Source organism: Nostoc sp. (assembly GCF_036917395.1).
Taxonomy (GTDB): Bacteria; Cyanobacteriota; Cyanobacteriia; order Cyanobacteriales; family Nostocaceae; genus Nostoc.
The window spans coordinates 1-15231 of the sequence record NZ_JBALDI010000049.1; the positions used below are offsets into that span (position 1 = coordinate 1).

Here is a 15231-nt window from a genome sequence, read left to right on the forward strand (position 1 = left end):
AGGATGAGGTCGAGTTTGCCATCGCCGCTGTAATCTCCCCACGCTACGGAGCCTTGCAATACACCGGGCAGCGCCAGGCTGGTGTCTTCGGTTAACACACCACTGCCATTGTTTTTGTACAGTTTACTGATGTTGCCGCTGTTGCTGTTGCCAGTGAGGATGAGGTCGAGTTTGCCATCGCCGCTGTAATCTCCCCACGCTACGGAGCCTTGCAATACACCGGGCAGCGCCAGGCTGGTGTCTTCGGTTAAGACACCACTGCCATTGTTTTTGTACAGTTTACTGATGTAACTGTTATTGCTGTTGCCAGTGAGGATGAGGTCGAGTTTGCCATCGCCGCTGTAATCTCCCCACGCTACAGAGGCTTGGGATATACCGGGCAGCGCCAAGCTGGTGTCTTCGGTTAAGACACCACTGCCATTGTTTTTGTACAGTTTACTGATGGGGTTGCCGTTGTTGTAGCCAGTGAGGATGAGGTCGAGTTTGCCATCGCCGCTGTAATCTCCCCACGCTACGGAGCTTTGGTTTACACCGGGCAAAGATATAGAATTATCATCGGTCAGGGAGGGACTAAGGATACCAGTATAGGCACTTTGGGTACTTGGGGTAATGGCTAGGGGGGCATCAATCACTCCTATTTTCATTTCCAGAATCCAATTGCCGCCCAAATTAGCATTCCCAGTTAAAGTGACACAAGCAGCAATATTTGACCCTGTTAACTGGTGCAATTTATTAACAAATTCTTCCCCCGCATCTCCGGCTGCAACATTACAACCGTAGAGCATTAAAGTTAGTCCATCTCTTGACCAACTTTGCAACTGAGATGTGTAAATATTCAGGGTATCAAGACTAAGTTGACTGTTACCCAAATACAGACAACCTGGTGAACCGTGAGAAACAATGTGAACTGTATTAACTTCTGGACGGTGTTGCAGAATTTGGGTAATTTGGGCTACACCATCTTGCTCACCAGAAAGGACATGCGCTTCAATACCAGGTAAAGCCCCCTGAAATAAAGTCTCAATATCATTAACAGTCGCATCAATAAAAAGCAGTTGAGTCGGTTTGTAATTCATGTTGTAATTCATCTTGGGGAAAATTTTTGGTTTACTGATTAAATGTTGCTAACTGTTTGCTATTTAAAAGCAAACGGAAATAGCGTCCTGATTCTTTGTAGAATAAGGACAAATACTATACAATTGCTACTGTTATGTAACGCCTGAAAATCTTTAACTAGAGAAACCTCAAAACGTTAGTTTATGTAGCCTCAGCCTCCAAGTCACAAGTTATTAGGAGTAATTTTAAAAGACATTTTTTTTGTAATTTATGTAAATTTAACGATACTTCTTATTTTAAGCTACAGTATAAACACTTAAAAAATTGCGTTTCGGTTCTAAGTCTAGCTTGAGTATATATAGGACTTACACACTGAAGCCTGAAACGTAGATCCCCCTAGCCTCTTAAGGAGGTTGGGGGATCTGAGTCTGTAAGTCCTGATTGAGTAATAGTTATTCTTCCCTACTCCCAATTTTTCTTTATAGAACAAATGTACTAAAAAATATGCTATAATTGCCATACATTGATGTTGGTTGAAATCATAGTAGAGGATAAGCTCTGGCTGTAAGTTTCTTGAGTACCAAAATTTCCAGCATTAGTTGAGTCTGGCGCTATGGCAAAATCGACAAACAAAGCAGGTACGAGAGTTTAAAATAGTTGAATCCTAAACTCGACTCGGTGCTAGTAATTAACTTTGAAAGGCATTGAAGTCTATATTTTCATGTCTTACGAACCCCTGCACCACAAATATCGCCCCAAGAGTTTTGCTGAACTGGTGGGCCAAGAGGCGATCGCTACTACCCTCACGAACGCGATCGGCACATCCAAAATTGCCCCCGCCTATTTATTCACTGGGCCCAGAGGTACGGGGAAAACTTCTAGTGCCCGGATTCTGGCTAAATCCCTCAATTGTCTCAAAAGTGACAAGCCCACTGCTGAACCCTGCGGCGTGTGTGAGGTTTGTCAGGGAATCACCAAGGGTTATGCCTTAGATATAATTGAAATCGACGCCGCCAGTAATACTGGTGTCGATAATATTCGCGAGTTAATTGAAAAAGCCCAGTTTGCTCCTGTGCAGTGTCGCTACAAGGTTTATGTAATCGACGAGTGCCACATGCTCAGTACCCAGGCATTTAATGCGCTACTTAAGACACTAGAAGAACCACCAAGACATGTGGTTTTTGTATTGGCGACAACAGACCCGCAACGGGTGTTACCAACAATTATTTCGCGCTGTCAAAGGTTTGATTTTAGACGGATTCAGTTAGAGGCGATGGTGAAGCATTTAAGTGCGATCGCATTTTATGAAAACATTCATATTTCAGCCGATGCTGTAACCTTGGTAGCCCAACTTGCTCAGGGAGGATTGCGGGATGCCGAAAGTCTACTTGATCAATTGGGTTTGTTAGCGGGTGAAGTGACACCGGATAGAGTTTGGGATTTGGTTGGGACAGTGAGCGAACAGGACTTACTGGGGCTTTTAAATGCGATCGCTCAAGATAAACCGGAAGCCGTTCTAGACTGTACCCACCACATTTTAGATCGTGGTCGAGAACCGCTAACTCTTCTGCAAAATCTCGCCGCCTTTTACCGCGATTTACTGATTGCCAGAACAGCACCCAACCGCCACGATTTGGTTGCTTGTACTCAGCAAACCTGGACAGCGCTGGTTGAGTTTGCCCAATACTTCGATATGAGCGCGATTTTAGCAGGACAGAAACACCTGCGAGAAGCTGAAGTGCAAATTAAAAATACCACCCAGCCGCGTTTGTGGTTGGAAGTAACATTACTAGGATTGTTACCCAGTGCGACGAATATTCAGTCACAAGCCCCAAGTGTCGCGCCACGAGTTAACACACCTGCTGTATCTCCAAGCTATCCTCCAGCAGTTGCCCAAAATCAGGCCGTCTCTTCTTTACCTCTAGCTGATCCGCAAACAAATCATAATTCTGCATCTCCCAATCACCTAGCAGCTGCCCAAAATCAGCCCGTCACTTCATCTCCCGCAGTTGAACGGCAAACAAATCACAATTCTCACCTAGCAGCTGCCCAAAATCAGCCCGTCACTTCATCTCCCGCAGTTGAACGGCAAACAAATCACAATTCTGCTGCTAACTCAGTTTCACCGCCAACCCCAGAACCTGTATCTGTTCCTGTGCCGCCTGCGAAAATCGAACCAGTAACTTCAGAAGTTGTTGAAGAAGCAGAATATGACTTAACTCAGGTTTGGCAACAGGTGCGTGCTAATTTTCCGATGTTTTCCAGACAAGCTTTATTGGGGCAAATGTGCCAGCTAATAGAGTTTAACGGTACTGTAGCGCGTATTGCTGTCAAAGGTTCTAAATGGTATGAAACACTTAAATCTGATCTGCCGATGATGAAGGCAGCTTTCCAGCAGACTTTTAAGCGTGAAGTTCAAGTAAATCTGGAACAAGTAAGCTCTGTAACTCCTACCTCAGCCAAAAAAAATCCTCCCCCAAAAGACTCGACTCGCATTCAGCAGCCACCATCTCCTAGTTATAACCAGCAAATTTCGCCTCCAGCGTCAGTACCACAGCCAGCAACACCACCAGCACCGACACCAGCACCAGTAAAAAGCGAGTCGGTAGCAAGGAATGGAAATGGTGTAAATGGAAATGGGGCAAATGGAAATGGCGTAAATGAAAATGGGGTGTTCGCTTTGCCTACAGCGCCAAAACGAACACCTACACCTGATTGGGAACCTGACGAAGTAGCGATCGCAGCTCAACGTCTAGCAGAATTCTTCAACGGACAAATTATCCGCTTTGCAGAGGATTCAACACAATTCTCCGATTCTATAACTACACCTGAGTGGGTAGAGGAATCAGAAGTTGATGATGAATAAAAAAATGCAAAATTATTTTAGCTAATTTTGCATTTTAAATTTTAAATTCTCCGTTGGGGGCTATTCCCCATTCCCCGTATGCAAGGTTTTCACCCATTTCAAGCGCTTTGGTCTTACCGACATGCGGGCAGTAGTACTGCTCATGACCACTAACCAGTGCAACATATATAAACTGCCACGCAGGGTTTGCACCAGCATCAGAAAATATGTAGAAAGTGAGAATTTCTGATCTTGACGTATCCGCCTTAGACCTGTGTACATTCCCACCATCGACATAGTAACGGACAAGCCTGTGATCGGACTTAACATTGGTGGACGATGACGGGCGATCGCCATTAGTAAATCTGGTACTGTTGCTGTCGGCAAGATATACATAATCAGCATAAAAATCAGCAAATCCCAGCTTTTGCGCCATCCCATGCGGTTTTTGAGAATTAAATCCCAATAATCCAAATAGCGTTGATATCCGCCTTCTGCCCAACGGTTGCGCTGATGCCAGAGTGCAACAGCACTTGTCACTCCTTCTTCTTGCACCGCTGGATGAAAAACACACTCAATATCCCATTTTTCTAAATGTAAGCGGATTGTCAAATCCAAATCATCGGTAATGGTTTCCTCGTTCCAGCCACCGCAGCTTTCCAAGGCTGAACGCCGGACAAATTGACCATTGCCCCGCAGTTCGCCAATACCACCAAGGGCAGTCCGCTGTTGCTGAAACCAGGTATCAAGTGCCATTTCTGCCATTTGACCCTTAGTCCAAAAGTTTTCTTTAGCGTTGGCGATCGCTTTTCGCACCTGCACCGCCCCCACCTTTTCTCTTTGAAATAAAGGTATTACCTGTAGTAACAAGTTTGGTGTCACTTGGGCATCAGCATCAAATACTGCTATAATGTCGCCCTTTGTCAGCGGCAATACCTGATTCAACGCCCCTGATTTGCCACCACTAGCTTCTGCTGAACGCCTTAGTACTTTCAGTTGTTCGTATTTCTGTTCTAGTTCTGCTAATAAATGTGGCGTGCTATCACTGCTGTGATCGTCAATTATCCATACTTCGTACTGCCCACCTGGATATTCCAGATTACAAAGATTATTGACTAATTTAGCAATTACCGTTTCCTCATTTTTCGCAGCCACTAGCATAGATACAAAGGGCAAATCTCCCTGTATTTCTTTTGGATAGCGACGGGATTTAGCAAACACTACCACCAAAGCATGAAATCCTAAAATGGTGGTCAGTCCTAGAATTAATATGGAAGCCCAAGAAACTAAATGTAGAGCGATCGTGCCACTCCAGACGATAGTCAAGACTAGAGCGGCTTTGCGTCTACGACCTTGAAACTGGGATGTTAGAGACACAGGTTCTGTCTCAGACGCTGACTCCTCATCTACTGATAGGTCAGACAACAAGGAGTTGAGCGAATCAAGCTCTTGATAAGAATCTTCTTCGGGCCAGGAATTCGCTGGCATAGGTTAGTTGATTTAAAAACCAGTATTTGTCTACAGTTAGTAATTTTACGGACAAATATCCCCAAGCTACTTTTCCCGATATTAATCGAAATGGGCAAACTGCAATACCCGCTATCCCTAAGCTACAAGCCGCTGGGATTACCTTTGTTTTTAGCACCACTGTGCTTAATTACCTTGTGTTAACCACCTTTGCTACTCTTAGACAGAGGCTTAATTCCTTTGATAACCACTTGGGTAGGAAGCTTGTATCGGACTTTCACTAATGGAAACTCCAGATTAGGAAAAGTGATCACAAGATAGCAGCAGTTTGTCGTTGCCAGCAATAGCAATAACGACATCCACCACTTTCCAGTGAGGATTTTCAGTGTTATTGCCCCCAGCTTCGATAAAAGTTAATGCAGCATCATTGTAACCGAAATTTTAATATTTCTTAGCAGTAACTTCATTTATGGGACATTGGGCATGGGCTATGGGTCAATAGTTCTTCTTCCCATGCTCCCCTACTGTGTGCTTTAGACACATTTTTTGGGAATACTACTAAGAGCTACTAACGCTCTTTTATATCTCTGAGGATAGAAAAATAAGATACTGACCTTGAATCTTTTTCAAAGCCTCGCTTTATCAGTAAAGCCAAAAAAATCCTTGTTTGGAACCAAGCATGGAGAAACAAGGTTTTAAATATTCTCTAATGAGAGTAATAAAAGAGCGCTAATATCCCCAGTTGCTAACTAACTTGAGGAATATTTAACAATGTCTATTGAGCAACTCCAGCCTGTCACTCAACAACAAGCAAGTGTTTACTTACCTTACATTCAGGGTGCTAGGCGCAATTTCTTACCCTATGCCATCAGTCTTTATCAAAAAGGGGTCTTGGAGGGACAGCGGAAAATAGAAGCCAGTGAGCATGTCCCCTTTGTCGCCTCCTGGAATGTTGGTACTTTACCCTCAGACTTAACGCGTTGCCGAATCCAGTTTGATGGCAACGCTGATCTAAGTTATGAACTGATGATGGCCAGTTTTGAGTTTATTAATTTTTTAATTGAACTTATGGACAACTATAAACGTCATCGTGCGACCGATTTTTCACAACTGTTTTACCGCAAGCTACTGCGTATAGAAGATTGATTAAACTCAGCCGGACTTTTGCAAGTTCGGCTTATCTTTAAAACTACCCTATATAATTATGAAATTTATCACTATTCCATTAGCGATCGCATAAATTCTTCAAATAAAGCCACGACGCGTGAACAACCACCATTTTTTTAATCACGCACTAATTAGATAAAGCTGATTAAAATAATTTTAAGTAATTTCTCTAACTATTCTTTAAACTTAATAAACTACTAATCAGTTTAGGCAAGCCACTACAACAAGGATTTGAATGCTCAGATAATTCATTACGTTCTATCTGCTTTGCCATCTTCTCAGCACGTTGAATCGCTTGTTCAGTTAACGATTTCAATGGTTTTGGATATAAGCACATTGATTTGTCGTACTCAGGTATATGCTTTTCAAGTAAATTAACTAACCTATCACGAGTGATTTGGGCAAAATGGTCTTGAAAGTGAATTAGATACCAGAGTTCAAAACAAGGGTTTGTAATTGCCAGATCAATCTTTTGGCTTTTAGCTCGATTCATTGCACTTTGCCAATTTGCCAAACTTTTTTCAATATGCTCATCTCCGTCAAAAACAGCCCAAGCTTTATCTTCTTTACTCCACTGCTGGTTATCTTTCCTCTGGTGTCGTTCTTCGATGAGTCTTTCAATAATGCTACGTGGATCAGTTTTGTTTTGATGAGGCAATACAATAATATCTAAAGTTGGCGAACGTAATTCATTGCGGATACTATTGAAATAAATTGGTTCTGTTTTACTTCCTTCACAAGCAATTAGTATTTTCTGAGCAATATTTCTACTAGGTGGGCGACGATTTAACTTTCTTGGCACTGCTCATCACCCTGTAAAATCATTTCCTCTTCAGATGGGAGAAACGGAATGGCTCCAAAACGACCATTTAAATAAGCTTTATCAATTGCCAAATCATTTCGCACATGGAAATCAGTCAAAGGATACAACTCAGTGCTTTGATCAGAGCGCTTTTGTGTAAACCAAATTTGGTCGCGGCGTAACAAGTTGTTTCTTTGTAAGGTATTATCATGACTTGTCAAAATCAGTTGAGCGTTTTTTGGATTGGTTTTATAATTTTGAAATATTCTAATAATACTTCTTACAATATTAGGATGAATATTTGTGCCTAATTCATCAACAATTGCCAATCCTCCTATTTCCAGAGAAAATACTATGCGGAATGCCAATTGAAATAAGTGCTGAGTACCAAGAGACTCTTCATCAAAAAGCCAGTGAATTTCATTACCGTCATTAGTATTATGTACAGCATATATGTTATAGCCAATCCGTTCATCAGATTTTTTTTGAAATTCTATTCTGGACAGTCCCGTATCGAATTTTTGTACAATTTTTAATGTTTCTTCAACTAATTTGTCGAATACTGAAGTAGTTTGATTATCCGTAATTACAGCTAAAAATAAATCTTCACTCTTCAAACTGGTTCCATACGAAGCAGTTCTTAACCAATCTAAAAAAGACTGAATTTTATCTACTTTCAATTTTAATAATGTAGTAATAAATAACTCATTTTCTCTAATGTTATTCTGAAGTTGATTATGCGCTCCAGCAAAATCATCACCAGTTTTCCATATAATTTTTTTGTTACTATTATCCCATTGACGAGAAAATAAACGGCGCGGACGCTTAGTTGTATTTAAAGCATAGTCCAATTTTTCTAAGAGTACATGATTCTGATCAAGTGCTAGAGAATAGGTATAAATAGCATTATTAAATATAGTTCTTAACTCAAATTTTGTAGCGTTATGAATAGAGATACTATCTAATTTAAAAGGGTTTAATGTTGCATATTTAAAAATTCTCTGCAATGTCACTGCTTCCTGTGTACTGTGAACCATCATAAGTAATAAATAATCGAGAGCTTGGATAACATTACTCTTACCTGACGCGTTAGCTCCAAAAATTGCCAGAACAGGTAAAAGCTCAATGTCCCACCCTTCAACATGATATCCAGGTGCAATTTCATGATCTGACTTCACCCGTTTGCGTTTACTGCTTTGGCTTGTCTGACGATCGCTTTGTTTTTGAGCAACCGCACTTAGGGTTACAGGTTCTTTAATTGAGCGGTAGTTCTCGACTGTAAAATCTACAAGCATAATTCAACGCGCACAAGGTAGTTTTTTGTGATTTATTCACGTAAATATTATCTTAAAGGTAGGCAAATCTCCACTTTTACCACAACAGATCATATGAACTAGCAGGCAGTGTAAGCTATTACCAGCAAATTCTTACACTTTAATACACGCAATAATCCAGAACTCACCACAAGATAATTAGATCGACAATAGCAATATAAGAAGTCTAATCAAAGCAGGTATAGGGCAATGGTGCGATTAAAACCGTGGCAGTGGGTCGTCTTAGCAATCCCGATCGCTTTCATCATCATTTTCTTATTGGTAGCCGCCGGTTCACAAATTCATGTGTGGGGCATTAATTGGATTTGGGGTGTATTCACCCTTTTATTTGTGGGTTGGCGCTGGCTGTTGGTAGAATGGACTCAACCTGCTGTTAACCAAGTGGAAGCTGTATTAACCCAAGTCCGCGAAGAATTGGAATCGACAGCAGAGGATACAGTAGGGCCACGAGTGGGAAGTGATGTCACAAAGCTTGCAGAAACCGCACTCCAAGAGATACTGCAAGCAGCACAGAGCGATCGCCCGATTTGGGAAGATTGGCAAACCTTTTGGACACGATGCCAGGATTTGGTTGTAGCGATCGCTCGTATCTACAATCCTCAAATTCAATATCCCCTGCTGAACATTTACGTCCCCCAAGCTTATGGGCTGATTCGGGGAACGGTGGATGACATGGATCAGTGGATGCAAAAGTTATCCCCTGTCCTTAATCAGGTGACGGTTGGGCAAGCATACCAAGGATACGAGGTCTACCGGAAGTTGGAACCATCGGCTCGAAAATTCTGGAAAGCTTGGAACTGGGCACAATGGGTCTTAAATCCAGTGGCGGCGGTAGCAAAACAAGTCAGTCAGGGTTCTAGTAACCAGGCAACTCAGCAATTATTAGGGAATTTGAGCCAGTTATTCCGGGAAGCTGCCCTGAGAAACTTATGCCGACAGGCGATCGCTCTCTACGGACGTGGGACATTACCAGCTTCAGCAACCGCTGTTTCTACCCCAACTCTACCCAAGGTAAAAACTCAAACACTCCGAGAAATCCTGACTCAAGCTCAACCAGCCGAGGCCGTTGAGCAAAAACCCGTCAATATTCTGCTGGTGGGGCGCACAGGGTCGGGAAAAAGTAGCCTGATTAACACACTATTTCAGGCGGATTTAGCAGAGGTAGATGTTTTACCCAGTACCGATCGCATTCAGAATTATCAATGGCAAACTCAAAGTGGGGAAACCCTGACGCTTTGGGATACACCTGGTTATGAACAAGTCAACCGTGCCGCTCTCCGAGACCTAGTGCTTGATTATGCCATCAATGCAGATTTGCTGCTGTTAGCTACCCCTGCTCTCGATCCTGCATTACAAATGGATGTAGACTTTCTGCAAGATATGAAAGCAGAAGTTGCAGATTTACCTGCGATCGCGATCGTTAGCCAGGTAGATCGTCTGCGTCCCATCCGCGAATGGCAACCACCTTATGATTGGGAATGGGGCGATCGCCCCAAGGAAATTGCGATTCGCGAAGCCACTGAGTATCGCGCCAAACTGCTAGGAAACTTCTGTAATCTAGTTCTACCTGTGGTTACAGCTGACAGCAAAACAAGTCGAACCGCTTGGGGAGTAGAGGCGCTATCGTTGGGATTAATAGATGCGATCGCACCTACCAAGCAACTCCGTCTCGCCCGCTTTTTGCGTAACCTCGAAGCCCGCACCATCGCCGCAGCCAAAATCATCGACCACTACACTTTCCAGATGACGACAACACAGGGACTAACGGCATTGCTCAAAAGTCCCGTCCTCCAGTTTGTTTCTACCCTCTCAACCGGATCTCCAGCCCTAGCCTATATGCTGGCAGAGCAAATTCCCGTGGAACAGTTGCCGATTGTAATTGGCAAACTCCAAATGGGATATGAGCTTTTCTCGCTCTTGAATACAAGCAACTCTAACTCGCTCAACTTTGAATTGGTATCTCTCTGGCCGCTACTGCTGGAAAACTCCGCTTCACCCGATCGCAACGCCTGGGCATTTGGTCACGCCCTAGTGGAGTACTGGACTCAAAATTTGACAATTAAACAACTTCGGGAGCGATTTGAGTATTATCTATCGATTGCCAAATAATCTGTCTACGTTGAGGAAATAATTAGGACTTACGCACTGAGAATGAAAAATCAAGGTTTGAGATTGCTATCTCTACGAGACGCTTCGCTCGCAATGAGGTAATTTTGTTACGGTTGTCTATAAGCGATGTCTAAGACGGACTGTGACGCTCCAAGACTCGTTGAGCCAAGAGGATAGGGAACTTGCGCTTAAAGCTGGTTTTAAATGCCACTTAACCAAGCCTGTGGACTTTGAAAAACTTACGGCAGAAATTGATCGATACTTTGATGGGATATTATCAAGTTAATAAATTTTGTTACTTACGTCTTGAAACCAGAGAAAAGTCAATCCATTAAATCATTTGTCGCAGGCTCACCCGGATAAAAGCGATCGCTCAGAATTTCCTCAAAAGGATATAAGCATTGCTTGGGAAAAGTTGAGAGTGGTAGATTTGTTTCTCCTGATGCTAAATCCCTACCGTTTTCATAGGATTCCTGGAGTGCTTCTTCAAGGTAAGGCTTCAGGCTATGATTTTCGTTCATCAACTTGAGAATTTCCCGTCGTTGGACTCTAATTGTCGCTAACCAACTACGACTCCGTTGCTTTGGTTGATATTCCCATTTGAGCAAATGTCCAACTAATATACTAAGACGATTCCTCAATTCTTGGCGTTCCTTTCTTCCCAAAGATTCGATTTCCTCAATTAAATTGGGTAGGTCAAGCTGGTTCCATTGGTGATGACGCAGAAGGTTAGCCTGTTCTTGAGTCCAAGTGTAAAAATCATTTTCGTAGAGGTTTGGCATCAGGTTTACCGCAGGTTGTCCGGTTTGTGGTGTCTGCATAGTGGGTTCAAAACCTGGTGAACTTTCCTAATTATAGTAAAGGCGCACAGATGTGCATTGGTGTCAACTTCAGGTTAAAGCCAATTCTGATAAGCATTTGATAATTTCTCTCGTTCCCAGACTCTGGCTGGGAATGCGTGTTGTGAGGCTCCGCCTCATGAATCGGCGGCAGAGCCGCTCTTAATGCATTTCCAGCCAGAGGCTGGAAACGAGGATTTTCTCTCGTGTTCTGGCTGAAGTTGACATGAATTACATCTGTTTGCTCTTACAGTTAATTCTCTTTTGAGAAAAAGCTTTGAATCTAACAGCTAAAAAGTCACCACACTGCGAATTGATTCACCTTTGTGCATCAATTCAAAAGCATCATTAATTTGCTCGATCGGCATCACATGGGTAATCAAATCATCAATGTTTATTTTACCTTCCATATACCAATCAACAATTTTCGGCACATCTGTACGTCCTCTAGCGCCACCGAATGCCGAACCTTTCCAAACGCGCCCAGTTACTAACTGAAAAGGACGAGTACTGATTTCCTGTCCAGCACCAGCAACACCAATAACCACACTGACGCCCCAACCTTTATGGCAGCATTCTAATGCTTGACGCATAACTTTGACATTACCGATACATTCAAAACTGTAATCAGCACCGCCTTTTGTTAAATCAACCAAATAGGGAACTAAGTCACCCTCTACTTCCTGGGGATTGACAAAGTGCGTCATGCCAAACTTTTCTGCCAAGGCGCGTTTGCTGGGATTAAGATCCACCCCGACAATCATATTCGCTCCCACCATCCGCGCCGCTTGGATGACATTTAAGCCAATACCACCCAAGCCGAAAACCACGACATTTGCTCCCGGTTCCACCTTGGCAGTATTGATGACTGCACCAACACCAGTAGTCACACCACAGCCAATGTAACAAACCTTATCAAATGGGGCGTCTTCCCGAATTTTTGCTAGGGCGATTTCCGGCAGCACTGTATAGTTGGCAAAAGTGGATGTACCCATGTAATGATGAATCATCTGCCCATCGATACTAAAGCGACTGGTGCCATCGGGCATGACACCGCGTGCTTGAGTTTGGCGAATAGCTTGACAAAGATTTGTTTTGAAACTCAGGCAATATTCGCACTGACGGCATTCAGGAGTGTAAAGGGGAATCACGTGATCCCCTGGTTTGAGGCTGGTGACACCAGCGCCTACCTCTACCACCACACCAGCACCTTCATGTCCCAAAATTGCTGGAAACAAACCTTCGGGATCATTACCAGATAAGGTAAAGGCGTCGGTGTGGCAAACTCCGGTGGCTTTAACCTCAACTAACACTTCGCCGGCTTGTGGCCCCGATAGTTGAACGGTTTCAATCGTCAACAGCTTACCTGCGCTGTAAGCTACTGCTGCTTTAACTTGCAACGTCAGCCCTCCTACTATAGTTTTTTGACTTTCTTACCAGTGCTGAAGTACCGGGATTATTTCACTTAAACATATTGAGCGATGATCCACTTTTGGATCACTTCATCGTATTTAGTAAGCACGATCGCCGCTATAACGATAAATATCACTTTGTTAAAATATCATTCTGTAGCTAAATTGGTTAAAGGCGGCAACAGCTGTTTTGCCAACGATGTAAACTTGATGTCAGCAGCAACCCCCAAATATTTTGTCCACCCCTCAATTAATATATTTTGTCACAGCTTATGAACCCTGACCTAACTCAAATTGGCGCTCAAATGTCCAACCTGACTGGCGTAAGAGCAATCATGAAGGATATTATCGAGACATTACGAGCGGGTGCAGGGCAGGAGTTTATTAATTTGAGTGCTGGTAATCCGTTGATTTTGCCAGAGGTAGAGCAGTTATGGCGGGATTGTACTGCACAACTTCTCGCTAGCCCAGAATATGGTGAGGTAGTTTGTCGCTACGGCTCAAGTCAGGGCTATGCACCATTTGTTGAAGCGATCGCCAATGATTTTAACAAACGCTACGGGTTAAACTTGAGCGATCGCAATATCCTCATCACCCCCGGTAGTCAAACCCTCTACTTCTACGCTGCGAATACATTCGGTGGCTACACTCCCAGCGGCGAGTTAAAACAAATTGTTTTGCCCCTCTGTCCTGACTACACAGGTTACGGTGGTATCTGCTTAGTTCCAAAAGCCCTAATCGCTCACAAACCGACTCTTGATATTGATGCAGCTGCCCACCGATTTAAATATCGCCCCGACTTCAGCCAACTCTCGATTACAGAAAACACGGGTTGTGTCCTCTTCTCTCGCCCCTGTAATCCCACTGGCAATGTCCTCACTGATGATGAGGTGAAAAAGATTGTTGCCCTGGCTGCACCTTACAATCTGCCCGTGTTAATTGACTCGGCTTATGCGCCTCCCTTCCCAGCATTGAACTTTACCGAAATGACACCAGTGTTTGGTGATAATATCTTACACTGCATGAGTTTATCGAAAGCGGGATTACCAGGAGAAAGGATTGGTATTGCCATTGGAAATGAAAAGTGGATTGAGGCGTTGGAGTGTTTCCAAGCAAATATGAGTCTCCATTCTTCACGTTACGGCCAAGCGATCGCTGCTTTTGCAATCAATTCTGGTGCATTAGTGGAAATTTCTCACACTGTCATCCGTCCCTTTTATCAAAATAAATTTACCGTTTTAGAAACCAGCTTAGAACAAGCGATGCCTAAGAATTTACCTTGGTATCTCCATCGCGGTGAAGGAGCAATTTTTGCTTGGTTGTGGTTACAGGATCTACCCATCAGTGACTGGGAATTTTACCAGCAACTCAAGCAAGTAGGTGTGATTATTGTCCCTGGAAGTAGCTTCTTCCCCGGTTTAGAGGAAGAGTGGGCGCACAAGCATCAATGCTTCCGCATCAGCCTTACAGGCAGCGATGAGGAGATTACCACTGCTATGCAACGTTTAGCAAAAGTAGCTGAAGAAGCGTATCAGCGTGCAGCTGTGAGTGCGTGATTAGGGGTAGAGACGCGATTAATCGCGTCTGTACAGGAGTTATAAGAATTCTTTCCTCAATGCCCAATGTCCAAATCAGATGATTGGCTAGAAATTGGTAAGATTGTTGCCCCTCAAGGGTTATCTGGAGAATTACGGGTTTATCCTGTATCTGACTTCCCCGAAAGATTTGAGGTGCCAGGAAAACGTTGGTTGTTGCGTTCAGGTGACACAGAACCACAACCAATCGAATTATTGACAGGACGTTACATCAGTAACAAAAACTTGTATGTGATCAAATTAGCTGGTGTGGAAAATTGCAATCAGGCGGAGGCGTTGCGCGGTTGTAAGTTAATGGTGCCAGCAAGCGATCGCCCCCAATTAAGCGAAGATGAATATCATGTCCTCGATTTAATTGGCTTGGAAGTCTTCATGCAAGCATCTGGCGAACTCGTTGGTACGGTGGTAGATATCATTCCTGCGGGGAATGATTTGTTAGAAGTGAAGTTGCATGAATCATTTGCTACTGACAAAAAGCAAAAGACTGTTTTGATTCCATTTGTACAAGCGCTCGCACCAGTGGTAGACTTGGCATCTGGTCGGATTGAAATTACACCACCGTCTGGGTTATTGGAAATTAATAATTAGATTATTACAAAATAACC

At 43.3% G+C, this 15231-nt stretch carries 11 protein-coding genes; 5 read left to right on the forward strand and 6 right to left on the reverse strand.

What is annotated here, in order from left to right; all coding sequences use genetic code 11:
• A partial coding sequence (locus V7K46_RS17435; protein ID WP_335115237.1) for a DUF4347 domain-containing protein occupies nucleotides 1-1076 on the reverse strand: 1076 nt, incomplete at its 3' end.
• Nucleotides 1077-1777: 701 nt separating this feature from the next.
• Here V7K46_RS17435 and V7K46_RS17440 point away from each other — a divergent pair.
• Nucleotides 1778-3922 carry a DNA polymerase III subunit gamma/tau gene (locus tag V7K46_RS17440; RefSeq protein ID WP_335115239.1) on the forward strand — a complete coding sequence of 715 codons (2145 nt, stop codon included), beginning with the start codon at nucleotides 1778-1780 and terminating at the stop codon, nucleotides 3920-3922.
• Between the two features lie 60 nt (nucleotides 3923-3982).
• On the opposite strand, the gene V7K46_RS17445 is transcribed toward V7K46_RS17440, so the two are convergent.
• Nucleotides 3983-5389 (reverse strand): glycosyltransferase, encoded by a 1407-nt coding sequence (locus V7K46_RS17445; RefSeq protein ID WP_335115241.1) that lies wholly within the window; start codon nucleotides 5387-5389, stop codon nucleotides 3983-3985.
• 750 nt (nucleotides 5390-6139) lie between these two features.
• Between V7K46_RS17445 and ebsA the strand changes: the two genes are divergently transcribed.
• Nucleotides 6140-6514, forward strand: coding sequence for a type IV pilus biogenesis protein EbsA (ebsA, locus tag V7K46_RS17450; protein ID WP_335115243.1), 375 nt, complete (start codon nucleotides 6140-6142; stop codon nucleotides 6512-6514).
• Nucleotides 6515-6704: 190 nt separating this feature from the next.
• Here ebsA and V7K46_RS17455 read toward each other — a convergent pair whose 3' ends face one another.
• Both V7K46_RS17455 and V7K46_RS17460 read right to left on the reverse strand, forming a co-directional pair.
• Nucleotides 6705-7337 carry an RloB family protein gene (locus V7K46_RS17455; RefSeq protein WP_335115245.1) on the reverse strand — a complete coding sequence of 211 codons (633 nt, stop codon included), beginning with the start codon at nucleotides 7335-7337 and terminating at the stop codon, nucleotides 6705-6707.
• Nucleotides 7322-8632: an AAA family ATPase gene (locus tag V7K46_RS17460; RefSeq protein WP_335115246.1), complete on the reverse strand. Its 1311-nt coding sequence runs from the start codon at nucleotides 8630-8632 to the stop codon at nucleotides 7322-7324. The genes V7K46_RS17455 and V7K46_RS17460 overlap by 16 nt, the downstream gene beginning before the upstream one ends.
• A gap of 228 nt (nucleotides 8633-8860) precedes the next feature.
• Between V7K46_RS17460 and V7K46_RS17465 the strand changes: the two genes are divergently transcribed.
• Nucleotides 8861-10780 carry a GTPase family protein gene (locus V7K46_RS17465; RefSeq protein WP_335115248.1) on the forward strand — a complete coding sequence of 640 codons (1920 nt, stop codon included), beginning with the start codon at nucleotides 8861-8863 and terminating at the stop codon, nucleotides 10778-10780.
• Between the two features lie 323 nt (nucleotides 10781-11103).
• Here V7K46_RS17465 and V7K46_RS17470 read toward each other — a convergent pair whose 3' ends face one another.
• Complete coding sequence (locus V7K46_RS17470; RefSeq protein ID WP_335115251.1) at nucleotides 11104-11601, reverse strand: DUF29 domain-containing protein; 498 nt, start codon at nucleotides 11599-11601, stop codon at nucleotides 11104-11106.
• A 308-nt stretch (nucleotides 11602-11909) separates the two neighbouring features.
• Nucleotides 11910-13019 carry an S-(hydroxymethyl)glutathione dehydrogenase/class III alcohol dehydrogenase gene (locus tag V7K46_RS17475; protein WP_335115253.1) on the reverse strand — a complete coding sequence of 370 codons (1110 nt, stop codon included), beginning with the start codon at nucleotides 13017-13019 and terminating at the stop codon, nucleotides 11910-11912.
• Nucleotides 13020-13303: 284 nt separating this feature from the next.
• Between V7K46_RS17475 and V7K46_RS17480 the strand changes: the two genes are divergently transcribed.
• Together V7K46_RS17480 and rimM are read left to right on the forward strand one after the other, a co-directional pair.
• On the forward strand, nucleotides 13304-14587 hold the full coding sequence (locus V7K46_RS17480; RefSeq protein WP_335115255.1) for a valine--pyruvate transaminase: 1284 nt from the start codon (nucleotides 13304-13306) through the stop codon (nucleotides 14585-14587).
• 66 nt (nucleotides 14588-14653) lie between these two features.
• Entirely contained in the window at nucleotides 14654-15214 is a 561-nt protein-coding gene (rimM, locus tag V7K46_RS17485) for a ribosome maturation factor RimM (protein WP_335115257.1), read from the forward strand.
• Nucleotides 15215-15231 lie beyond the last annotated feature (17 nt).